15 protein-coding genes are annotated in these 24,256 nt (G+C 44.3%); 12 read left to right on the top strand and 3 right to left on the bottom strand.

Annotated elements, in window-relative coordinates; genetic code table 11:
* Window positions 1–21 precede the first annotated feature (21 nt).
* The 7 genes from PSM36_RS11185 to PSM36_RS11155 all read left to right on the top strand — a co-directional run bounded on the left by PSM36_RS11185 (window position 22) and on the right by PSM36_RS11155 (window position 10,211).
* Window positions 22–2,100: an alpha/beta hydrolase family protein gene (locus PSM36_RS11185; protein WP_076930966.1), complete on the top strand. Its 2,079-nt coding sequence runs from the start codon at window positions 22–24 to the stop codon at window positions 2,098–2,100.
* A gap of 49 nt (window positions 2,101–2,149) precedes the next feature.
* On the top strand, window positions 2,150–2,947 hold the full coding sequence (locus PSM36_RS11180; RefSeq protein WP_076930965.1) for a C39 family peptidase: 798 nt from the start codon (window positions 2,150–2,152) through the stop codon (window positions 2,945–2,947).
* A 285-nt stretch (window positions 2,948–3,232) separates the two neighbouring features.
* On the top strand, window positions 3,233–4,693 hold the full coding sequence (locus tag PSM36_RS11175) for an amidohydrolase (protein WP_076930964.1): 1,461 nt from the start codon (window positions 3,233–3,235) through the stop codon (window positions 4,691–4,693).
* A 68-nt stretch (window positions 4,694–4,761) separates the two neighbouring features.
* Window positions 4,762–6,027 (top strand): M20 metallopeptidase family protein, encoded by a 1,266-nt coding sequence (locus PSM36_RS11170; RefSeq protein ID WP_083711029.1) that lies wholly within the window; start codon window positions 4,762–4,764, stop codon window positions 6,025–6,027.
* A 70-nt stretch (window positions 6,028–6,097) separates the two neighbouring features.
* Window positions 6,098–7,294 carry a cation:dicarboxylate symporter family transporter gene (locus PSM36_RS11165; RefSeq protein ID WP_076930963.1) on the top strand — a complete coding sequence of 399 codons (1,197 nt, stop codon included), beginning with the start codon at window positions 6,098–6,100 and terminating at the stop codon, window positions 7,292–7,294.
* A 214-nt stretch (window positions 7,295–7,508) separates the two neighbouring features.
* The gene (locus PSM36_RS11160) at window positions 7,509–8,327 is read left to right on the top strand and encodes an alpha/beta hydrolase (RefSeq protein WP_076930962.1); all 819 of its coding nucleotides are present in this window, start codon (window positions 7,509–7,511) and stop codon (window positions 8,325–8,327) included.
* 27 nt (window positions 8,328–8,354) lie between these two features.
* Complete coding sequence (locus PSM36_RS11155) at window positions 8,355–10,211, top strand: outer membrane protein assembly factor BamB family protein (RefSeq protein ID WP_076930961.1); 1,857 nt, start codon at window positions 8,355–8,357, stop codon at window positions 10,209–10,211.
* 37 nt (window positions 10,212–10,248) lie between these two features.
* Here the strand turns inward: PSM36_RS11155 and PSM36_RS11150 are convergent, their stop codons facing one another.
* The 3 genes from PSM36_RS11150 to PSM36_RS11140 form a co-directional block, all read right to left on the bottom strand.
* A complete protein-coding gene (locus tag PSM36_RS11150) occupies window positions 10,249–13,590 on the bottom strand; it encodes a UvrD-helicase domain-containing protein (RefSeq protein WP_076930960.1) in 3,342 nt (1,113 codons plus the stop codon).
* A gap of 36 nt (window positions 13,591–13,626) precedes the next feature.
* The gene (locus PSM36_RS11145) at window positions 13,627–13,965 is read right to left on the bottom strand and encodes a translation initiation factor (RefSeq protein WP_076930959.1); all 339 of its coding nucleotides are present in this window, start codon (window positions 13,963–13,965) and stop codon (window positions 13,627–13,629) included.
* A 197-nt stretch (window positions 13,966–14,162) separates the two neighbouring features.
* The gene (locus tag PSM36_RS11140) at window positions 14,163–15,980 is read right to left on the bottom strand and encodes a Na/Pi cotransporter family protein (RefSeq protein WP_076932210.1); all 1,818 of its coding nucleotides are present in this window, start codon (window positions 15,978–15,980) and stop codon (window positions 14,163–14,165) included.
* A 461-nt stretch (window positions 15,981–16,441) separates the two neighbouring features.
* Between PSM36_RS11140 and PSM36_RS11135 the strand changes: the two genes are divergently transcribed.
* The 5 genes from PSM36_RS11135 (at window position 16,442) to PSM36_RS11115 (ending at window position 24,248) form a co-directional block, all read left to right on the top strand.
* The gene (locus PSM36_RS11135) at window positions 16,442–18,109 is read left to right on the top strand and encodes a nucleoside kinase (RefSeq protein WP_076932209.1); all 1,668 of its coding nucleotides are present in this window, start codon (window positions 16,442–16,444) and stop codon (window positions 18,107–18,109) included.
* Between the two features lie 136 nt (window positions 18,110–18,245).
* Window positions 18,246–19,634 (top strand): tRNA uridine-5-carboxymethylaminomethyl(34) synthesis GTPase MnmE, encoded by a 1,389-nt coding sequence (gene mnmE / locus PSM36_RS11130; RefSeq protein ID WP_076930958.1) that lies wholly within the window; start codon window positions 18,246–18,248, stop codon window positions 19,632–19,634.
* Between the two features lie 131 nt (window positions 19,635–19,765).
* Entirely contained in the window at window positions 19,766–20,017 is a 252-nt protein-coding gene (locus PSM36_RS11125) for a virulence RhuM family protein (protein WP_076930957.1), read from the top strand.
* Window positions 20,018–20,158: 141 nt separating this feature from the next.
* Complete coding sequence (locus PSM36_RS11120; protein WP_076930956.1) at window positions 20,159–20,578, top strand: hypothetical protein; 420 nt, start codon at window positions 20,159–20,161, stop codon at window positions 20,576–20,578.
* 1 nt (window position 20,579) lies between these two features.
* On the top strand, window positions 20,580–24,248 hold the full coding sequence (locus PSM36_RS11115) for a DUF6079 family protein (protein ID WP_076930955.1): 3,669 nt from the start codon (window positions 20,580–20,582) through the stop codon (window positions 24,246–24,248).
* Window positions 24,249–24,256 lie beyond the last annotated feature (8 nt).

Here is a 24,256-nt window from a genome sequence, read left to right as displayed (position 1 = left end):
GCAATAACCTGTTCATACATTATGCTGAAAAGATATATTAAAAGTTTATCGCTGGCTTTGACGTTATCATTGTTTGCCGTATATGCAGGCAATGATAAATCCGGTGAGAAAAAAGCCGTAGACATTGATTTTTTTACAAAAGTCAAGAGTATTTCAAATCTTAAAGAAAAAAACGGGGAGATATTCTTTATTGTCAGTCAGCCGGATAAGGAGAACAACCGTAACAGCGTAAGCGATCTCTATCAGTTGATAGAGGGTAAACCTGTCAGACTCGCCAGAAATGTATCCGATTATTTTTTCTATGACGACGGAATTATCTTTCGCGATGTGCGTGAAGATAAAGACCGGGAAAAGATAAGAAACGGCGAACCATTGACCGTCTTTCAGAAACTGAGCAAAGGTTATCAGGAAGCGGAGGAATGGTTACGTTTACCTTTTAGGGTAGGGCAGGTTAAATGGATAGATGACGACCGGTTTTTTTATACTTCTTCATACGACCGTCATTTTGAATTTCTGTTGAAAGAAAGTAACGGAGACCATCAGGAAGCATTGAAGAAGCAGCGAAAAGCAAAAGAGGCTTACCGCATTTTTGACGAACTGCCCTTCTGGGCTGATGGACGCGGGGATGTAAGCGGGCTGCGCAACCATTTGTCTTATTATGACAAAGGAGAGATTACACTCCTGTCCGACACCCTGGAATCGGCCTCTTCCCCGGAATTAAGTCCCGATAAAAAAACACTGGTATATACTACCCGGGCCGCTTATTATGGTAAGGCGCCGCAAGGTAACAGTTTGGTTACATTGGATGTGAATACGCTGAAGAAAAAAGAATGGGCATTGTTCGATAATGCCTCTTACGGCAGTTATCAGTTCATTGGCAACGATGAAATCGTATTGACCATCAACCGCGGTTTGGAACGCGACAGGATAGAAAATGGAGGTATTTACCGTTTGAATTTGCGTACGGAAGAACTTACTGAGATTTACGATGGATCCGTATATGCTTTGGGAAACAGTGTGAATACGGACATAGGGGGCGGTGGAAGATCTGAGATTACTTTTGACAAAGACGGTATCCGCTTCATAACCACCCGTGTGGACTATGCTCCCTTGATACACCTTGCCTACAAAGACGGAAACGTCCGTTTTCTTACCCCTGACAATATCACCGTACAGGAATATCTGCCGTATAAGGATGGATTTCTTATCATAGGGCTTTTGGAGCAATACGGCAGTGAAATATATGCTATCGATGAGAAAGGAAATGTTACTCCGCTGACCTCCGTCAACAAGCCTTTATTTGACGGGTATAAAATAATTAAACCTGTTGAGATAACTTTCACCAATGAAGAAGGAAAGCAGTTGAATGGTTACATATTGCCTCCCGCCGATTATAAGCCAGGGAAAAAGTACCCGGGTATATTTACAATTCATGGAGGGCCGAGAGGGGCTTACGGAACAGTTTTCTTTCACGAAATGCAGTATTGGGCAAACCAGGGTTACGCGGTGTTCTATACCAATCCGAGAGGTAGTAGTGGACGTGGCTCCGAATTTTCGGATATAAGGGGAAAGATCGGCGTGGCAGATTATAATGACCTGATGGATTTTACAGATGCTGTTTTGAATCAGTTCGATTATATCGACGTGGAACGTCTGGGCATAACGGGCGGTTCCTATGGGGGATTGCTGACCAACTGGATTATCGGACAAACCGACCGCTTTAAGGCGGCAGCTTCTTTGAGAGGGATATCTTCCTGGTTAACCCATAGTAATACAAGCGATATCGGCCATACTTATCTGTACAATTATTGGGGAACGGATATATGGAAAAACGGACAATTGTTGTGGTACAGGTCTCCCTTGAAATATGCCGACCGGATTAAAACACCTGCTCTTTTCCTCCATAGCGAAGAAGATTACCGGTGCTGGTTGGTGGAAGCAGTACAGATATATTACGCCCTTCAATATTTTGAAGTTCCTACACGGTTGGTAATATTCAAGGACGAAAGCCATGGACTATCCCGTTCGGGCAAACCGTCAGGCAGAATAAAAAGGCTGGAAGAAATTACCGGATGGTTCGATAGATATCTGAAACAATAAATATCCGTATCGTTGCCGGATAGCTTCCTGAACTTTAGATAAAAAAAGGATGAAAAGAAATGATATGCAGATCAATATAATTATTACTGCTTTATGTATTGTTTTTGCCGTAGGCAGTTGTACAGGATCAACTGTCAATGAAAAGACTGTATCATTTCAAAACGAGGAATATATACTTTCGGATTATACGGATGTACATAAAATTTCACACGACTCCGTATTACCGTTGGACGGGGCGGCAAAATCAGAACGAAGGCTGGATATCAAAAATTCGCCTTACTTCATGTCCTATGATTTTTACAATATGGAAAGTGAGGGAACCCTTGTGCTGTTGAAGAATTTTAAGACGATCCAACAGGCTACAGAGGTCACCTGTGGTCCTGCATGTGTGCTGATGGTACTGGAACATTTCGGTAAAAAGGGGAATTACAATGAGAAAATTCTGAAAGAATTACGGGGTACTGCCCAGGATACCACTTATCTGAGGCATTTGTTGAGCATTTTCGACGCGGTCGGAGGATTTAGATATGCTTCTACATTCGACTATAAGAAAAAGGAAGATACTCCAAAAAATTTATTCCCTGATTATTTGAAACGCAATATTCCTGTCATTGTCGGCACCAACGAATGGGAAGGGCATTGGCAGGTAGTAATCGGTTACGATACGATGGGGACGGAAACGAAAGAAGATGACATACTTATTTTAGCCGACCCATACGATATAACCGATCATAACCAAGACGGATACGTTATCCGTTCGTTTTGTCGTTTTTATTATGATAATTGGAAAACCCGGTATGATCCTGATTTTGACTGGGGACTTTTTATTGCCGCATGGCCGGAGTAAAAAAGATTTTTTAATGAGAATTGAGAATAATGAGAGTAATGAGTTAGTGCGATTGATAAATTAATAATTAGTAATTTAATTGACACATTAATTACACTTCGTTCTGTTGAACGTTGTTTGGTATATTAATAAAATTAGCACATTAGTATACTCTTGATTCTTGTGTCTAAAGATTTTAATTGTATGAAACCGACATGTTTAAAATAATCATTAAACACCCAAAGAGAATGATTATTTTAAATATCAAAGGTTCCATATACCGAAATAAAAAAATAAAATAATCATATGAAAAAAGTAGTATTCCTTATTTTGTGTGTTTCTGTTGTTTTTTCGAATATTTACGCACAGGGAGAACGTGAAAAGAATCCGTTGAACAATGTTTCAATAGAGTATTTAAACAATTCATTCAATACGTATGATAAGTTACAAAAAACAATATGGGCTAATCCCGAATTAGGCTTTTTGGAATATAAAAGCTCCGGTTTTTTACAGGGTCATCTGAAAGAAAAAGGGTTTGACGTGGAAACCGGAGTCGCCGGTATGCCTACCGCTTTTGTCGCTACTTACGGAACGGGAAGCCCCGTTATTGGAATCTTAGCTGAGTTTGATGCACTCCCCGGTTTGTCGCAGGATACGGTACCTTATTTGAAACCATTGGTAGAAGGAGGCAACGGGCATGGATGCGGACACAATGTATTTGGCGTTGGGTCGGTTGCAGGAGCTGTTGCTGTAAAAGAATGGCTCGTAAGTAATGGACATGCCGGGACGATTAAAGTTTTCGGTACGCCTGCCGAAGAAGGCGGTGGAGGAAAAGTATATATGGTTCGCGATGGCCTTTTTGATGGTGTAGATGTGGTACTCGACTGGCATCCGGGTACGAACAACGGGGTAAGCGTGGGAAGCGGTACGGCAATACAAATGGTAGATTATACTTTCCATGGAGTAGCGGCACATGCAGCCGGTAGTCCTGAGAAGGGACGTTCAGCGCTGGATGGCGTAGAAGTAATGAATTATATGGTCAACCTTTTACGTGAACATATCCCCATTACTTCCCGTATTCATTATGTTATCACATATGGAGGGGAAGCGCCCAATGTAGTGCCTCATTATGCAAAAGTGTCCTATTATATCCGCAGTCCGAAAAGGGAAATTTTGAAGGAACTTACGGAATGGGTCGGCCAGGCGGCGGAAGGAGCGGCAAAAGGGACACAGACAACCGTGACGAGCGAGATCATATCCGGTTTTTACGAAAGACTGCATAATGTGAGCCTCGCGGAATTAGTACAAAAAAACCTCGAATTAGTCGGAGGCATTGCGTATAATGAACGCGAGAGGGAATTTGCAGAAGCAATAGTAAAAGGATTAAACCGCGATATAAGCACATTGAAAGAAGTAGAGGAAATAAAACCATTGGAAGAAGAAAAACCCTCTTTGGGCGGCGGCTCCAGCGATGTAGGCGATGTCAGTTGGGTCGTACCTACCATCAGTTTCAGGACAGCTGTATTTATTCCCGGCAGTGCAGGACATAGCTGGCAAAATGTGGCTTCAGGTGGATCCACCATCGGTACAAAAGCATTATTGAACGCGGCGAAGGTATTTTCTCTTACGGCTATCGACCTGTATACCAATCCAAAATTGATTGAAGCGGCCAAAGCGGAATTTGAAGAACGAAGGGGAAAAGATTTTACCTATGTTTCTTTACTTGGAGATCGTGCTCCTGCCCTGGATTACCGGGTAAAAAAATAAATTCACCAAATAATTGACGAAAAAAAAGTATTGTGAAACAAATAGTAAGAAAAAGGTCATTCTGTAGAATGATAATAATAGTGGCATTCATTTTTTCTTCCCGGTTTTCCATCTCTGCACAAGAGACGGTGAAAAAAGAAGCTGTTCTGGAAAAAGTAAGTCAGATAGACAGTTATGTGCGCCAGATAAGAGGTTATTTGCATGAACGTCCGGAATTGTCCGCCCAGGAATTCGAAACCAGTCGTTTTCTTCAGGAAGAAGTAGAGAAACTGGGGTTGACCGTAACAAAAGTAGAAGGGACGGGGTTTTATGCTGTATTGGATACCCGCCGTCCCGGGAGAACTATTGGATTAAGGACAGATATCGACGGCTTGCCTATCGAAGAAAATCCGTTCAATTTAAAACAGAGAAAACAGTGGATATCAAAAAATGAGGGTGTTTCTCATGCTTGCGGACACGATGGACATATGGCTATCCTGCTTGGCAGTATTAAAATCCTCAACGATTTGAAAGACCAGCTCACAGGTAAAATAGTATTTATATTTGAAGAGGGGGAGGAGACTAATTCCGGTATTCATGCAATGATAGAGGCATTGCGACCTTTGCAGATTGATGCGATTTATGGTAATCATTTGAATTCCAAATTGAATACGGGAGAACTTTTCATTCAGGAAGGACCGATTATGGCGGGTACAGGAACCATTGCGTTTGACGTAATTGGCAGAGGCGGACACGCTGCCCGCCCTGATTTGTCGATCAATCCGATTTTTGCCGCTGCAAATATATTAAACGGAGTTTCAATAGCCTGGAACAATCAGCGTGACATCACCAAGACCCTTACATTGGGCGTTACACAAATACAGGGTGGGGAAACCTACAATGTAATTCCCAATTCGGTCTATATTGGGGGTACAATACGTTTCTTTGACAAAGAAGAAGGAGAAAAAGGATTTGAATTGTTGCGGAAAGTGGCTGGAGATATTGCACGGGCACACAATTGTACGGTTACATTTCATGATAAGATGGGGGTTGCTTTGAATCCGGTAGTCAATGATCCGGTATTGACGGTATTTACCCGCAATGCCATAAAGGATATATATTCCGATAAAGTTATTTCCGGAGATCAGCATATCTGGTATGCGGCTGAAACTTTTGCGAGATACAGCGAACTTGCCCCTGCCGTTTTTCTCTTTGTCGGCATCAAAAACGATGAACTCGGCAGCGGAGCGGAACATCACAATGACCGTTTCGATCTGGATGAAGATGCGCTGCAATATGGCGTGGGAGCAATGGTACAGTTTGCAGTGCAATACTTGCATTCATACACGGAGTAACTGCAAAATAAATCATCCGGTGAAGATAGTTTTATTATTCTCATTTCATCAATTATAATTAAAAACAGTAATGACAAAAATCTTTTCAAATACAAGTGTCCGTTTATTTCTGGCGGTAATTGCCGGATTGGTGATAGGCCGATTCGCCACAGAAGGAGTGATCGCCGTCATCCTCCCGATAAAGCATATATTGGGACAGATCATCTTTTTTCTGATCCCCCTGATTGTTTTCGGATTCATAACTCCTGCCATTACCCGTCTAAAAAGTAATGCCTCAAAGCTCCTCACGCTGTCGCTTATTTTAGCGTACCTGTCATGTGTCGGGAGTTCTGTGTTGGCGGCCTTAGTTGGTTACAACACCATACCATTGATCGACATTACACCGGATGATGAAGTATCAAAAGTGCTTCCACAGATGATATTCCGGTTGGATATTCCGCCTTTGATGCCGGTTTTGAGTGCACTGGTACTGGCTTTTCTGGTAGGTATAGGGATACTTTTGACAAAATCCCGGAAAATAGAGAATGCATTATACGAGTTTCAGGACATCGTATTTGTTATGGTTAAAAGAGTGCTGATCCCCCTTCTTCCCTTTTTTATCGCGGCAAATTTCAGTGTGTTTGCCTATGAAGGAGATTTAGTATCAAGATTACCTGTTTTTTTACTGATCATTCTGATTACAATTCTTTGCCATGCCGCATGGCTCACCTTTCTGTATGTCTCGGCGGGGATATACTCAGGCAAGAATCCCTGGCAGGTGCTTAGATATTACGGACCGGTAGTATTGACCGCGTTAGGATCCCAATCGTCGGCAGCAAGCTTGGGCGTTGCTATCGAAGAGACCCGGAAAAGCCCTGTGTTGAAGCCGGAAGTAAGGGATTTTTCTATTCCGCTGCTGGGTAATATTCATTTTCCCGGATCTGTTTTAGATATCGTATTTCTGGCATTGGCCGTGTCGTATCTGTTAAACGGAACGATGCCGGACATCGAAAAAATGGTTCTCTTTATTCCGCTTCTTGCCATTTTTGGTGTGGCTGCACCGGGACTCCCGGGAGGAACACTTTTTGCTTCACTTGGGCTGATACAGGCTGTGCTGGGAATAGGTGAAGAGGGAATTGCCCTGATGATTACTATCTTTGCTTTGCTGGATAGTTTTGGTACAACCCATAATATCACGAGCGACGGCGCATTATCGTTGATCCTGACAAAATATTCCGATAAGAAGGAGAGAGCTAAATCTGTCGGAATAGAACCTGGAGTAATTTGAACTCTAAAATTGGATATATCTTTTTCTGTTTTTTGTATCTTTGGGGAGTTAATGTGCCAATGTGATGAATGTGCTAATATGAATAATAAAAAAGAAGTCAAGAAGTTCAGAAATTGAGAAGTTATTATTTAATTCTTCACTTTTCACTTTTAATTCTTCACTTATAAGTCTTGGCTCTTGGCTCTTGATTCTTGGTTCTAATAATAATGATACAATGAAACGGTGTGTGCTTATTCCCCTGCTATTAGCCTTATTCGTTGTAGGAGTCTTTCCTGCAACGGTCGATACGGTAAGTGTTTTCAGCAAAAAAATGGAAAAGGAAATCAAAACGGTTGTCATTAAACCGCAATCGTATGACGGGGAGAATACTTTCCCGGTTCTCTATTTGTTGCATGGTTATAGTGACCGATATGACGGATGGGTAAATAAAGTGCCTCAAATCAGGGAATTGTCTGATCAATATGGAGTGATTATTGTCTGTCCCGACGGCGCTTTCGGAAGCTGGTATTTCGATAGTCCTGTCGATCCGGCGTTTCAGTTTGAGACATTCGTATCAAAAGAGCTGATTACATGGGTGGATAACAATTACAAAACCGTTGCTTCGCGTGAAGGACGAGCTATTACCGGCCTGAGCATGGGAGGTCATGGCGGGCTCTACCTGGCTTTCCGGAATCAGGATGTGTTCGGCGCATGTGGAAGTATGAGCGGCGGCGTGGATATTCGTCCCTTTCCCAACAACTGGGATATTGCCAAACGGATTGGTTCACAACGTGATTATCCCGAAAGATGGGAGGAAAATACCGTCATGGGACTATTGCATTTGTTGACACCAGATGCATTAAAGATAATTATCGATTGCGGGACGGAAGATTTCTTTTTCGCTGTCAACGAGCGGCTGCATGATGAACTGCTGTATCGGAACATACCACACGATTATATTACCCGTCCCGGAGCACATAACTGGGAATACTGGAGCAATGCGGTGAAATACCAGGTGCTCTTCTTCAGTGAATATTTTAAATCCCGGCAATAAGAGTTTAACCAATCAATAACAGGTAAGATGAAGAAATGGGTATTGTCTTGTCTGGCGGTAGGCATCAGCCTGTTGCTTTCCGCCCGGCCTTCACAACCTTTCAGGTTTGCACTGGTTACCGACATACATGTCAGCAATCCTGAGAACAATGAAGATCTCCGGCGTACGGTAAGAGACATCAATTCTCTTACAGATATCACTTTCGTGATTGTATCGGGAGATGTGACCGAATTCGGTTCATATGATGAACTGCATACAGCGAAAACGATGCTGGATAGTCTGAACGTTCCTTACTATACAATTCCCGGGAATCATGACTCCAACTGGTCAGAAAGTGGAACCAACGATTTTTTGCGGATTTTCGGCAATGAAACATTCGGCTTTGAGTATAACGGTTACAAGTTTCTCGGACTGGCATCAGGTCCCAATATGCGTATGGGACCGGGGCAGATACCACGGGAGAACCTCACCTGGTTTTTTGAAGAGCTGGAGAAAACCGATACCGATATGCCTGTTATTTATGTGAACCATTATCCTATGGATAACGGGTTGAATAACTGGTTCGAAGTGATGGATGCGCTGCGGCCCTATAATGTACAACTGATGCTGTGCGGACACGGGCATGCCAACCGGGCAATGAATTTCGAAGGAATCAATGCGGCGATGTGCCGCTCTAACCTGCGGGCCAAAGAAGAGTATGGAGGATATACTATTATCACTGTGGATGCCGATTCTATTACTTTGCAGGAACGCAAGGCTTCAGGTGAGACACTTGCTCCCTGGCTTACCTACCCGGCAGGACAACGGCCTAAATGGGAGATCAATCCGCCTCGTCCCGATTATTCTTTTAACCACGATCATCGCTATGTTTCCGAAGTCTGGAGTGTACAGGAAAAAAGCGATATGGGTAGCGGCATGGTTCTGGCCGGGAAAAAACTGCTTTACACCAATACCGCGGGAGAAATAAAAGCCGTGGATGCCGGTAACGGGCAACCGGTATGGACGTATACAACCGACGGAAAGATCTATTCCACTCCTACCGTATATGAAAACACCGTATGGTGCGCTTCCTCCGATTCGTTTCTTTATGGATTGGACCTGCAAAACGGGAAACAACGGTTTAAACTGGAGAACGATAAAGCAGTGGTTTCTTCTCCCGCCTGTTCCGGAAACAAGGTGATGCTCGCCGGTGGAGACGGTCACTGCCGGGCATGGGATGTCTCGACAGGAAAGCTCCTTTGGGAGTTTGATAGTGTGAAGAACTTCGTGGTGACCCGTCCGCTTGTAAAAGATGAAGTGGTCTTTTTCGGCAGTTGGGGCAATGAGTTCTATGCCCTCGATATTGAAACCGGAAAACCACGCTGGATATGGAACAGCGGATACTCGAACCGGATGCTGTCTCCTGCACAGGTGGTGCCCGTTGCCACGCATGGACGGATCTACCTGGCATCCCCCGACCGGTATATGACCGTTTTGGATGAGGTGACAGGAGAAGTGATATGGCGTTATAATGATCCGGAAAACAGGGTGCGTGAGTCAATCGGCATGTCGGAAGACGGCAATACTGTCTACGCCAAGACTATGGATGGGAATATCCTTGCTATTGACGCGACTGTACCATCACGGCAGGTAAAATGGATCTCTTCGGGAGAGGATATGGGCTATGAACTTACCCCTACGCCGGTGGTGGAGAAAAACGGAGTCGTCTATGCGCCTACCGATAAGGGGCTGATCTATGCCTACCGCGCTTCTGATGGTACGTTTCTCTGGAAGTACCGTATTTCCAACGGACTCATCAATATGATCCTGCCGACGGACGGTAACGAATTATTTGTCTCCGCAATGGACGGTCGGTTGGTGAAGTTAAGAGTGAGCCCTTATTGAAGAAATACCCTTTCCCTAGTATTTGCCCCTATTCCCTTCATCCTGACAACGGGCATTCCACGATCTTTCCCTGTTTCACGTAAAAGATGTATCCCGATACGTTTTCGTAGCCTATTTCCTGTATATGTTGTATATAACGACGCACCTGACGGATATGTTTTGTCTCTTCCAGCTCTCCGAATTTGTAATCGGCTACGATTACTTCGTCGGGGCCGATCATTACCCGGTCGGGGCGGCTGAATCCGGTATCGGGATGTAACACCTGGGTCTCATTCAGTACGGTATATTTGCCGGAATACCAGTCTGAGATCTCCGGTCGGGATAAGATCTCTGTCAACCGATGGATCGTATTTTCCCTTTCTTCTTCTGCCAACTCCCCTGCGGAGACCTTTTGTTCTACTGCCTGCGGAATATCCTCCAGGGTCTTCACATTGCTTACAATGTCGTGCATCATCGTGCCATAATCGCGACTGCCATCGTCACTGAAATATCCAATGGAATTGAATCGCAATTGTAGCCGGTCACCAAAAGGAACCGATTGCCATTTCCCTGTCTTATCGCTGTCCGCAACCGCTTTTTTTTCCGGTTTCCGTACTGTTTCCGGTTTGCCATATTCAAAAACAGATTCAACTTCACCCTCATTGAAATATTCGTTTAGGGGAATATAGTCTCTTTGATGACCGGGGTTCGTAGACGCTGGATTTGTGGATTCCGGGGAAGCGGTGTGGCCGGTTAACACCGAAGCGGGTAGGGGAGCAGTGTCGGTAATACTTCTCCATAAGAGATCTGCTACATCGGAAATGGTTTCCGGTTTCCGGGGGATGGGGGCGAAAGCGATGAGCCGGTGTTTCGGACGGGTAAATGCCACGTAGAGCAGGTTCAGGTTGTCGATATAGGTAAACCGTTTTTCTTCCAGGTAGCTATCCCTGAAGATGGTGTCTTCAAGTCCTTTTCCGTATTTCAGCGGCGCAACACCCAAAGTGTTGAACGGTACGGATCCGGGTTTGCACCAGATAATATCGTTATGATATGTATTGTGGTCCATACCCCAGCTCACGAATGGCATGATCACAGCACCAAATCCCAACCCTTTTGATTTGTGGATGGTAATCAGCCGGATGGCGTCCTGGTCTTCGGGCGAAAAAAGCGCTTTCCTGTGGCCGGTCTCATCCCACCAGTCCAGAAAGTCGTTTAAATCCGCAGTAGCACTCTCCTTGAATTTAAGTACTATATCCAGAAAAGCTTGTACATAGGCATTCTCTTTGGCATCCAATGCATCGGTTGTCAGTGTGAAGAAATGCTCGGTCATTTCGTAGAAAGGCATGGATACCAGTTCACCCAGATGACCTTTTATCTCGTCGGGGAAATCGCCGCGACCCTCTTCACGATAGAACTGTAGGGCCTCGTCCGGAGAAGAGCGGCGTTGAAACCGGTAGAATTCGTAGATTGCCATCATTCTGCAAATTTCATCTTTCGGGTTCCGGAAATGGCGCATCAGTGCGATGATGGCTTTCACGCTTTGGGCACTGCGGACAAGAAGCGCTTCATTGGAAATAATGTCGTAACGGTAAGGTGATTCCGGGTGTTGTTCGCGGTAGGACAACAACGTATCAGCGACCTGCACCGCTTCATGGTTCCATCGTACTATTATAGCGATATCTTTCAGTGCGAACCCCTGGTCCTGAAGCACTTCGATCTCATGCGGCAGCCGCTCCAGCACATCTGCTTTCCAGTCTGTCTCCTTATCATCCTTCAGAAAGGTAATCCTCACTTGTCCGCCACTGTCCGCTTTTTTCAGAGGAACCTGCTGATAGAGGTCGGCGTAGGCATTGGTGATCTGTGTATCACTGTTGTGCCCGTTATTGCCAGCCCCTTCTGTATGCTGCGGACTTTCGGCGGAGGTGTTAAAATCGTTTTGCAGGTTGACAGCGGCTTGCGTGAAAAAAGCATTGTTGAATTGCACTATATGTGCGTCGCTTCGCCAGTTGGTGTCCAGCACGTGTTCCCGGATATTGCCGGCCTGAAAATCCTCTTTTACCTGTTCCTCGAGCAAGCGCCAGTCGGAATTGCGGAAACGGTAGATACTCTGCTTCACATCGCCCACGATCAGGTTCAGGTTTCCGGAGGCAAGGCTTTCTCCGATCAACGGCCGGAAATTTTCCCATTGCATACGCGAGGTATCCTGGAACTCATCTATCATATAATGATGGACGCGGGTGCCCGTCTTTTCATAGATAAAAGGGGAGTCGGTACCGGCAATGATGTCGTTCAGCAGTTCTGTGGTGTCGGAGAGAAACAGGGTATTGTTTTCCTGTTGCAGTTTGCGCAGCCGTTGTTTGATGTCGTTGAGGATACCTAAGGTATAGAAATTACGGAGCAGATGCTTTGCAGTCTGGTATTCCCGGTCGTTATCGGAAAGATAGATGATCTGCTTTACACATTCGTTGAGGCCGTCGCTGTAAGCCGATCGGATGGCATTCTCTTTCTCCTTGCCGCTGTACCACAGGTCGATATTGTCTGCCAATGCGATAAGGCGTGTGGATGGTTTCTCCACGTTTCCACCTGCCAGTTTGGTGAATAGCAGGAAACCGGAATTCCTTTTGTGTTTGAAGTCGTCATACGATAATCCGTATTGCTGCATGATGCTGAGCGCCTTTACTCCTACCGATTTCACCTCATTCTCGTAGCTCTTTGCGATACGCATAAGCATCTGTTTGTAGGCCTCGAGCTGTTCCTTATCCTGAATGGTCGACTGCTCCTCATCGGTAAACGATTTATATGTCTCGTTGAACAATTGCTTTGCCAGATCCAACACCTGCCGGTCGATCTTCCAGCTTTTCCCCTCTTCTATATTATGCTGCATGAATCGGAGGAGCCATTCCGCCAGCGTCTTGTTCTCCGGTTTATCCAGTTCGGAAAGCATCAGGTCGATAGTTTCGGTCAGCAGGGAGGTCTCATCCAACTCGATATTATATCCCCCCGCCAAACCGGTCTCACGGGCAAAAGTGCGCATGGTCTGCTGGAAAAAACGGTCGATGGTGCTGATAGAGAAAGATGAATAGTCGTGTAGAATAGTTTCTAAGATGGTTTTTGCTTTTGTGCGGACGTCTTCCCGACGCATGGAGAAATCGTCCATCAGTTCCGCCAGATAAGAGGAGTCTGCACCCGAAGCCAGCCGGTACAACTCTTCCACGATGCGCGACTTCATCTCATCGGTCGCCTTGTTGGTAAAGGTTACGGCCAGGATATGGCGGTGATTGTTTGGCGCTGAAAAAAGCAAACGGAGATATTCACCTGTCAGACGGTGTGTTTTGCCCGATCCGGCAGATGCTTTGATCACGTGGAGCAGATGTCTGTCTAATGACTGCTGATTTTCCATCGATCGTTCTGCTGTGTTGTGAACCGATTTCCGTGGTTAGATGATACGTGATTTGGCATATCCTTCCTTCTGCAGGATAGCCAGTACCTTTTCGCGATGATCGCCCTGGATGATGATCTCTCCCTCTTTGGCTGATCCGCCCACGCCGCATTTTGTCTTCAGCATCCTGCCCAGTTCCTGCAGATCGTCGTCATTTCCAATAAATCCGGTGACAAGCGTTACAGCCTTTCCTTTGCGATTCCGTTTGTCGAGGCTGATTCGAAGCAACTGTTTCTCTTTCGGCTGTGTATTATCTTCCTCGCTTCCCTCTTCCTTGTAGTGGTAATCGGGATTGGTGGAGTAGACAATATCTAATCTTTTTTTCCAGTCGTTCATATTGTTACGGAATTTATGTATTCAATAGAATTAGTCGTTTTGAGTCGCCTTCGCTCCTCGATTTTCAATTCTCACAATGGCATAATGCAAACTTGTTTGCCTTCTGCTCATATTGCTTAACGAAAACGTTCGTCCCACACGCAATGCGGCAACTATATCCTGTTGCATGCCGGAACTACGAAGATACGCATTTTCCCTTAAATATGCTTTACCTCTAACGATTCAATCACGTTCATGATATAATCTCCCATCCGTTCACATTCCGAGACGATATCCATATAGAAAACGCCGTTTTGATATGAGTAGAGATTCTGGTTCAGATTCTCTACGTTCTCACGCTTCAGGAGATTCCGCTTTTCATTGATACTGTTTTCGATATGTTTGCTGTGCAATAATTCCGATTCCGTTATTTTCTGATTTTTGAGCAGGACCTGCATGTTTTCAAATGCCTTATCCAACAGTTCGTACATGCAGTTGATATTGGTGATAATAATTTCTTCAAAAACAACATCGGCTTCCATCTTTCGTTTCAAATGCCGGGCAATATTACAACTTGAGTCGGCAATGCTTTCTATTTCCGTCACTCCGCGGAGGATGGCACGTACGCGCTCTTTACTCTGATTACTGAGCCTTCCCTCTGCCACTTTACCCAGATAAGAACCTATCTCGACCTCCATCTGGTCGCAGATATCCTCATATTTCTCAGTACGGTTGTACAGTTTAAGGAACTTCTTGTCGTGATGATTCAAATTGGTTAATTTCTTAACGAAACCAAACATTTTCCGGACACGCTGCACATATACTTCCACCTCTTTTTCAGCCTGGAGGATGGAAAGTTCATCTGTAGAGGCCATTCCCGTGGAGATATACTGAAGTATGAATTCTTCGTCTTCTTCTTCGCCTCGTTTGGGTCTGATAACTGCGAGACAGATCTTTTCATACAATTTTACAAACCATATCATAATGAGTACATTACAGATGTTGTAAAGTGTATGGAATAGCGATAAGCCATACGAGGTAGAGGCTTGATAATTAAGGTATTCACTTTGCAAGGCGGCAAGTTCGGGCGAAAGTTCCGATCTGGAAAGTGTAGTGATCTGTGTGTATTCCTCGGGTGAGAGCGAGGCGAGAAATGACTGCATCCCGCTGGGGTTGACGGATGTAATTCCTCCAATGATCGTGTCGACAAGCTCCACAAAGAAATTAAACGCGATTGTCAACCAGACAAGGCCTAACACATTGAATATGAAATGGGCGAATGCGGCCCTTTTTGCCGAGATATTTGCAGGAATAGCCGCAAGATTAGCGGTAAGGGTTGTGCCGAGATTTTCTCCCATCACCATCGCGGCGGCACTTGGAAAGTCGATCCATCCTTTTGCTGCCATGATCAGGGTAAGGGCAACCGTAGCGCTTGAAGATTGGACGATGATTGTCAGTATTGTACCGACAATCAGGAAAAATAACATGGATAGAAGTCCCCTGTCAGTAAAGTTTTGAAGGAAAGATAATACTTCGGGATTGTTTTGCAGGTCGGGCATGGAATTTTGCAGAAAATCAAGCCCCATAAAAAGAAAGGAAAATCCAAAAATGAATTCTCCCAATGATTTATTTTTGCTTTTTGAGGAAAAAATAAGCGGAAGCGCAATCCCCATCAAAGGAATTGCGAGTGCGCTGATCGATAATTTCCCGAATCCGAAAAAAGCGATTATCCATGCGGTAAGTGTGGTTCCTATGTTGGCACCCATGATTACGCCGATGGATTGAACCAGACTTAGTAACCCTGCGTTCACAAAACTCACTACCATTACCGTGGTGGCGGATGATGATTGGATAAGGGCGGTGATTAGTATCCCGGTCAAAACTCCCGTCAGACGGTTTTTTGTCATTGCTGACAGGATATTCCTGAGTTTATTACCGGTAAGTTTTTGGAGGCCTTCGCTCATGATTTTCATCCCATAAAGGAAGAGTGCCAGCGAACCTATAAGCTTTAAAAAATCGAAGAAACTGTAGTCCATGTTCGAAAAATAGCGTATATTAGCGTGCAAATATAGTGAAAGCCGAGAGAAATGCCAAACTTGTTTGAGCATTTCCGAGGCGCCTCCTATATTATTCAAATATAGTGAAAGCCGAGAGAAATGCCAAACTTGTTTGAGCATCTCCGAGGCGCCTCCTATATTATTCAAATATAGTGAAAGCCGAGAGAAAAACCAAGCTTGCTTGAGTTTTTCCGAGGCGCCTATTATATTCTGGAAATATAGTGAAAGCCGAGAGAAATGTCAAACTTGCTTGAATTATTCCGTTAAGTGAGGTGCAGAAGGAGTTTACTCGTTTTGCCGAACGCAGAATTAACAATCGAGGAGTGAAGGCGACTCAAATAATCTAACTCGTTAAACTTTTCCGAGGTGCATCTTATATTATTTAAATATAGATAAAAAATCGTTGAATGCAAATAAATGTGAAAATAAAAAATAATAATATGACAGATACTGTACGTGTGCATTGTCTTAACACAGATGTATATAAAGAGGTGAAAATCGGTTCAACATTAGAAGAATTGATTGATGTTTTCGGGGTTACATCGCCCTATATGATTACAAATGCGAAAGTAAATAATAAAACAGAGTCATTATCCTATCGGGTATATCGGCCGAAAACGATAGAGTTTATAGATCTGACCCACTCTTCGGCCATGCGGACCTATGTACGGTCGCTCTGCTTTATTCTTGCCAAGGCTGTGAATGATACCCTCCCCCATGCGGAAACCTATATTGAACACGCTGTAGCAAGAGGATATTACTTCCAGATTGAGGCAGAGGTGCCGGTGGGTAAACCCGAACTGGATGCTATTCGTAGAAGGATGCGGGAAATCGTGGACGCGGATATCCCTTTCGTGCAGGTAGAAGAGGAAACTGCTAAAGTGGTGAAATTGTTTCGTGAACGGGGAATGGAAGATAAAGCCCGGTTGCTCGAAACGTCCGATTTTCTTTATGCCCGCTACTCGAAACTGGAAGAGTATATCGACTATTTTTACGGCAGTCTGACGCCCTCTACCGGTTATATTACCTTGTTCGATATTCAACCGCACAATGGCGGTTATCTGTTACGGATACCCAACCGGGAAAATCCGGTAGAACTGGAACCTGAAATACAGCAGGAGAAACTGCTGAATGTGTATCGGGAGCATATTAAATTTCTGAAAATAAGTCAATTGGATAATGTGGGTGATCTTAACCGGGCAAAGCAGGAAAATCGTATGTCCGAAGTGATCCAGGTAGCGGAGGCTTATCAAGCTAATCAGATTGCCGGTATTGCTGAAGAGATTACCCGTCGCTTTAAGGAGGGAGTGCGTGTCGTCCTGATATCGGGACCCTCTTCTTCGGGAAAGACTACCTTCCGCAAACGGCTTGAAGTGCAATTGATGGTGAATCTGTTGAAGCCGGTGGGCATCTCCCTCGATGACTATTTCATTAACAGGGACCAGACACCTCTGGATGAACATGGGGAGAAAGATTACGAATCACTTTATGCGCTCGATTTGGAGTTGTTCGAACAACATATGCTCGCGCTTATGGCAGGAGACGAGATTGAACTGCCGTTTTATAATTTCATGACAGGTAAGCGGGAATTCAAGAAGAATTTCCTGAAAATGGAGGATAACAGTATCCTGATTGTGGAGGGTATCCACGGCTTAAATCCGGAATTGACGGAGCATATCCCTCCGGATAAGAAGTTTATGGTCTATGTCTCTGCGCTGACTACTATTTCACTGGACGACCACAACTGGATCCCCGCTTCCGATAACCGGCTGATCCGCCGTATCGTACGTGATTACCGCTACCGCGGTTATTCGGCGGAACAAACTATCTCCCGTTGGGATAGTGTCCGGCGTGGTGAAGATAAATGGATTTTTCCCTATCAGGAGAATGCCGACGTGATGTTCAACTCGGCCATGATCTATGAACTGGCAGCTATCCGGCGCCATGCGGAACCTATCCTGCAGCGTGTACCGCGTACCGTACCGGAATATTCCGAAGCATACCGCTTACTCAAATTCCTGGGTTATTTCAATTATATTACCGATCGTGAGTTGCCACCTACTTCGTTGCTTAGGGAGTTTGTGGGAGGAAGTAGTTTCAGGTATTAAGATGACTAATGCGCCAATGTGACTAATGAAACTAATGTGCTAATGTGACAAACAACGTTCAGCGGAATTCGTTAGAATCGGCGGAACCAATAGAAGTATAGTTAAATAGTTCCCCGTATCATACCGGGGCATACATATGACAGAAGATATAATTTGTGCAATATCTACTCCTCCCGGTATGGGAGCGATAGCAGTTATCCGCCTTTCTGGCGAGGGAAGCTGTTCTCTGACCGACCGGATATTCCATTCTCCCTCCGGTAAAAAACTAAGTGAAGCTGCTGCCAATACCGTCCATTTCGGGAGGATCATGGGCGACGATGAAGTACTGGACGAGGTACTGGTCACCGTTTTTCGTGCACCCCATTCCTTTACGGGTGAGGAGAGCGTAGAGATATCCTGTCACGGATCGGTGTATATCCAGCAGAAGATCATGGAACTATTACTTGCCAACGGAGCCCGGTTGGCAGAGGCGGGAGAATTCACCCGTCGCGCGTTCCGGAATGGGAAGTTCGACCTGAGCCAGGCCGAGGCTGTTGCCGATCTGATTGCTTCTTCCTCACGGGCTTCGCACAGGGTGGCGATGAACCAGATGAGGGGAGGTTTTGCCAAAAAACTGTCCGACTTGCGGGATAAGTTATTGCAGTTTGTTTCACTGATCGAACTGGAACTCGATTTTTCGGAAGAGGATGTGGAGTTCGCTAACCGGGAGCAACTCTACCTGTTGACCGAAGAGATTGAGCAGGAGATCGGAAAGCTGGTTAGTTCTTTCCGTTTGGGAAATGCCATTAAGAGCGGTATTCCGGTCGCTATTATCGGCGAGACCAATGCCGGTAAGTCGACCTTGCTGAATTTGTTGCTCAATGAGGAGAAAGCCATCGTCAGCGATATCCACGGCACCACACGTGATGTGATAGAAGACACCATGAACATAGGAGGTGTTACATTCCGTTTTATCGATACGGCCGGTATACGCCAGACTTCCGATACCATTGAGACAATGGGTATCGAACGTACATTCCGGAAAATTGAACAGGCATCCATTGTGCTGTGGGTAGTCGACCTGACCACACCACGGGAGAAGATCGAGTCGCTGGCTACATCTATTGTGCCAAAGACAAAAGAAAAGCATCTTATACTGTTATTCAACAAAGCCGATCTGATACCGCAAGATAAGCGTACAAATGTAGAAGACATCCTGCTCGGGGTAGGGGATAACCGACTTTTTATCTCAGCAAAGCAACAGTATAATACCGGCAGGTTACAGGAGTTGTTAATCAAAGCCGCCGCTATTCCTGCTATTAGCGAGGAAGACGTGATCGTAACCAACCTGCGTCATTATGAAGCCCTCACCAAAGCATTTGAAGCTATCCTTCGTGTAAAAGAAGGTCTGGAGATCGGCATCACCCACGATTTCCTTTCCCAGGACATCCGCGAATGCATGTTCCATCTCGGCGAAATCACCGGTCAGATATCGACGGATGAGATACTGGGAAATATTTTTAGTAAGTTCTGCATCGGAAAGTAAATAGTTTAGATTTCAGTTGTTGGGAAAATACAATGACTTAGTTGACATTAGAGCCACACAAATACAAGAAGCTATGAATGATAGAGAATTAAAAATCAGTGATACCTAAATAATTATTTATTAAACTCCAGATGGTACAGCCAATCTTGATGTTAGTTAGATTGGAGGACGAAATTGTTTGGTTAGATCAGTACCAAATGGGCGATCTTTTTAAAACAGACAGAACTTCTATTTTAAGGCATATTCGAAATATTTACAATTCGGAAGAATCACTTGAAGAAGCAACTTGTGCAAAAATTGCACAAGTACGAAAAGAAGGCAAACGTGAAGTAACACGTAAAATATCCTATTATAATTTAGATCTGATTATTTCAGTGGGATAACTAACGCAGTGAGTTTTCGAAAGATTTTTAATGGTTTTGAAGGAGAACTTCGCTATCTTTGTTTTTATATATTTCGCACAACACAATAGAGGATAAGGATAGATATAAAATCATCCTAGCAGAGAAAAAGAAAACCAATCAATGGAAGCATGGAAGCAACATATAGCAGCTGATTCCCGGCACAAGCTACTTTTCGTCTCTTACGAGATGGAAGGTATGTCGTTCGTGGATATGGGAACTGAACTGTCGGCAGCTATAGAGTTTTCCCTCCAAAATAGACGGCTTCCGATGATAGCCGAAGAAGCTCTTGAAAAGATTATAGATCAGCATACGGTGCATGATCCTGATATAGGCGATTATATTGTCATCCGAAATATTGGTATTCTCTTTGAGCCGGCACTGCATATCAATCTCCATGCTAAAATTGATTCGTGGTCAAAGTCAAGGGTGCTGATCATTCACCATGAAGGAGTCGTCCATAACCAAGTCTTCTTCCTCACTACAAGTCGCGAAGCTAAATATTCATTAAACTTGAAAGATATAACACATAAGACCCTATAGAATGAAATATAGAGACCTGATACAATTCGACCCGATTGATGAAATCATCAAGTTTGGGAAACTCGACAATGAAGACTATCGTGAGAAGCTGGTGAGGAATTTTGTATGTTCCAGTGCATTTGAGAACTACATTATACCGCAGATTTGTGCAAAACTCGATTTGAATGCCACTACCGAGACAAAGGGTATCCAGATTGTGGGTAACTACGGTACCGGTAAATCCCACTTGATGTCGTTGTTCTCGATTATTGCGGAGAATGCTGACTACTTGCCCTTGCTGCAAAGCGAGAAAGCAAAGGAATGGCTCAAAACAATAGCCGGGAAATATATGGTTTATCGGTTTGAATTGGGCAATCATCAGGAATTGTGGGATATTGTCACTTACAAGATTGATGCGGCTTTGGCGCAATGGGGTGTTGATTATTCCATATCAGATGACAATTCTCCTAAATCCTATTCTGAAAAGATGGAGTGTATGCTGGCTGCCTTTGAGGAAAAATATCCAGATAAAGGTTTTATGCTGGTCATCGATGAGATGTTATCCTATTTAAAAGGTCGTAGTGAATCTGCTAAGTTGAATCGTGATTTGATGGTCTTACAGGCATTGGGTCAAATGAGTGATCGTACTCATTTCCGAATGGTATTCGGTGTGCAGGAACTTGTTTATCGCTCTCCCGAATTTCAGTTTGCCAAGGATATGCTGGGACGTGTCAATGAACGGTATGTTGACCTCACCATTCAGAAAGAAGATGTGCAGTTCATCGTGCAACAGCGTTTGTTACAAAAGAATGAGCATCAGAAAGCACAAATCCGCCAGCATCTGTCGCAGTTTACAGTCATGTTTCCAAATATGAATAATAACCTGGATACTTATGTCAACTTGTATCCCGTGCATCCGAGTTATTTTGATAATTTTTCATTGATCCGCATCGGCAAGAGTCAGCGTGAGGTATTGAGAACACTGTCTCAGAGGTTTGAAAGTATGATTGATGATGATGTGCCGAGAGATGAACCCGGACTTATCTGTTATGATTCCTATTGGAAAGATATGCAAAATAGTGTCGATCTAAAGGCTGACCCTGATGTGAGTAAGGTAAGCGATATTACGGGACTGGTAGATCAAAAGATAAGAGATAACTTTACAAAGGGTCTTGCTCCTAAAAGAGCGTTGGCTCATCGTATTGTAGCCGCTGCGGCCATCAAGATGCTTCAAGCGGAACTCAGTCACCACAATGGAGTTACTGCCGAGTCTTTGGCCAACGACCTTTGCCATGTCGATCGTACTTGTGAAAACTACGATGAGTTGGTGGATCTGGCATTTACCCGGACATTGGATGCTATTGTTTCGGCTACCATCGGACAATATTTTGAGAAAGGAGAGAACAATGAGTATCACCTCAGAATAGAAGGAGGCGTCAATTACGAACAGAAGGTAAAGGACTATGCTGTCCAGATGGGAGATAGCCAGAAAGATGAATATTTCTATATGTTCCTCGCCGAAGTATTACCGGTAGAAGGAGAAACCTATCGCCGTAATTTCCGTATCTGGGCACACAATATAGAATGGCTGTCGCGTAAATGTAATCGTGCCGGGTATATCTTCATGGGGAACCCGAATGACCGTTCGACTACCCAGCCGCAGCAGCATTTCTATATCTATTTTATGCCTGTCTTTGATAGAGTTGGGAAATCATATCCTGCAGAAAAAGATAGTATTTTCTTCCTGATGGACGATTTGAGCGATGAGTTTAAACAGAAAGTCACACTCTATGGTTCCGCCCTTGCGCAAGAAGGTAGTGCAAGTAGCGATGAAAAGCCTCGATACAAGCAACTTCGTGAAAAATTCTTCAAGGAGGCTCGTGAACTCTTCAACCAGCAGTTCTTGACCAAAACCATGGTTGAGTATTTGGGAGAAAAGCATCCTATGCAGGCAATGCAGGGTGCGCAGGCAGAATCAAAAATAGATGCCATCAATGCGGTCACTTCTTATATTATGGAACCGCACTTCGAGACAGAAAACCCGTATTACCCGAAGTTTTCCAATTTGCAACAACCATTGACACAAGATAACCGGGAGAACCTTTTGCGTTCTGCCCGTGCTAAGATAGCTAGTCCTGCCACCATTAACCGAAATGGAGAAGCCATCTTGATGGGACTTGGATTGTGGGAAGATGGTCGTCTTGCTACCGATCACTCTCAATATGCCCGTAGCCTTAGGCAGAAATTGGAAGCAAAAGGTGGTCAAGTACTCAATAGGGATGAGATATTGGAATTGTTCTTCGATGAAACGCACGAATACATCTCTTCTGATTTTCATATCGAGGCCGATCTGCAAATGTTGGTTATGGCAACCATGGCCGCCTTGGGAGAGATAGAGATTGTGTTACAAGGAGGAACTCGTATTAATGCCAGTAACATAGCAGACATCAATAAACTGAATCCGCAAGATAATTATACATTCTCGAATATCTGCCCGCCTAAGAACCTTAACGCCGCTTTGGTGCGTGAGTTGATGCTGGGTTTATTGGGGGCAGACCGCACCAATGAGTTGGATAGTCCGAATAGCAGTGTGTTTGCTGATTTGTTGAGCAAGGCACAAACCGTCGAAAATCAGGTGGTGAAGTTACAGCACAAGATTCAAGGAGGCTATCGTTTTGCCGGTGACATTGAAGTGATCTCAAGCGAAGAAGCTTCGGAATTTGACAAGGAACTTGTTCGTTTAAAAGGCATTTGCAACCAACTTCAGCGATACAACACCAAAGCCAAGATGCGCAATATTGATTGGTCTATCGATGTGGTTAAAAAAGCCATGAACGGAACTTTGCGGAAGCTGGATGACACAGAACGTATGCTGGAAGAGTTGAATGTCTTCAAGGATATGATTGGCTATCTACGCACTGCGCTGTCCAACATCAATGAGCCCAATCTCAAAGAGGATATTATCGCAGGTATTAGCAATATTAAAGAGGTAATAGGCCAGGACAAAACTGTGGTTGATAACTATAAATCAGAACTTAAGACCCTAAAAGAGCGATATGCCGATTGGTATATGAGCGAATATTTAAAAGCACATATCAGTGAGATTGACTATAGCAAGGCACAGAAACTTAGGGCCAATGACTATAAACAGGTGTGCGATACTATTCGCGATGCACCTTTCATTAACCCTTCCCGGTATGATGCATGGTTAAGAAAATTAGCACTGCTGCAAGTTGTGAATCCAACTGTCAGTAAGCAGACAATTCTATCCATGCCCACAGCTCCCGATGGCTTCAATCCCACACTTCAGCGAGAGCCGCTGCCTCAAATTGGAGATTTACAGGATGAATTAAACGAAATCTATGCTGAATATGAGCAACAATTCCGTGATGCTCTGGATGATCCTACAACTAAGCGCAATCAGGAGATGCTGAGCCATCAGGAAAAGACCATGATTCAGCAGTTTGCCGATGGAGTGATCAAACTCAATCGGCAGTATGCACATCCGTTGATAGAAATTATTACTAAATTACAGCGTAGTTTCACCAAAATCGAGATCAATCATGGGGATATGCTTCGAATCTTTTCTAAGCCTATGACTAAGCAACAAGCTATTGAGGCTTTGGCTGAATACATAGAGGCCCAAAGCCGTGGACACCGTCCGGAAGATGTACGTATCATAATCAAATAAAGAGAATA

Source organism: Proteiniphilum saccharofermentans, assembly GCF_900095135.1.
Lineage (GTDB): Bacteria > Bacteroidota > Bacteroidia > Bacteroidales > Dysgonomonadaceae > Proteiniphilum > Proteiniphilum saccharofermentans.
This window is presented reverse-complemented; position numbering and strand designations above follow the sequence as displayed.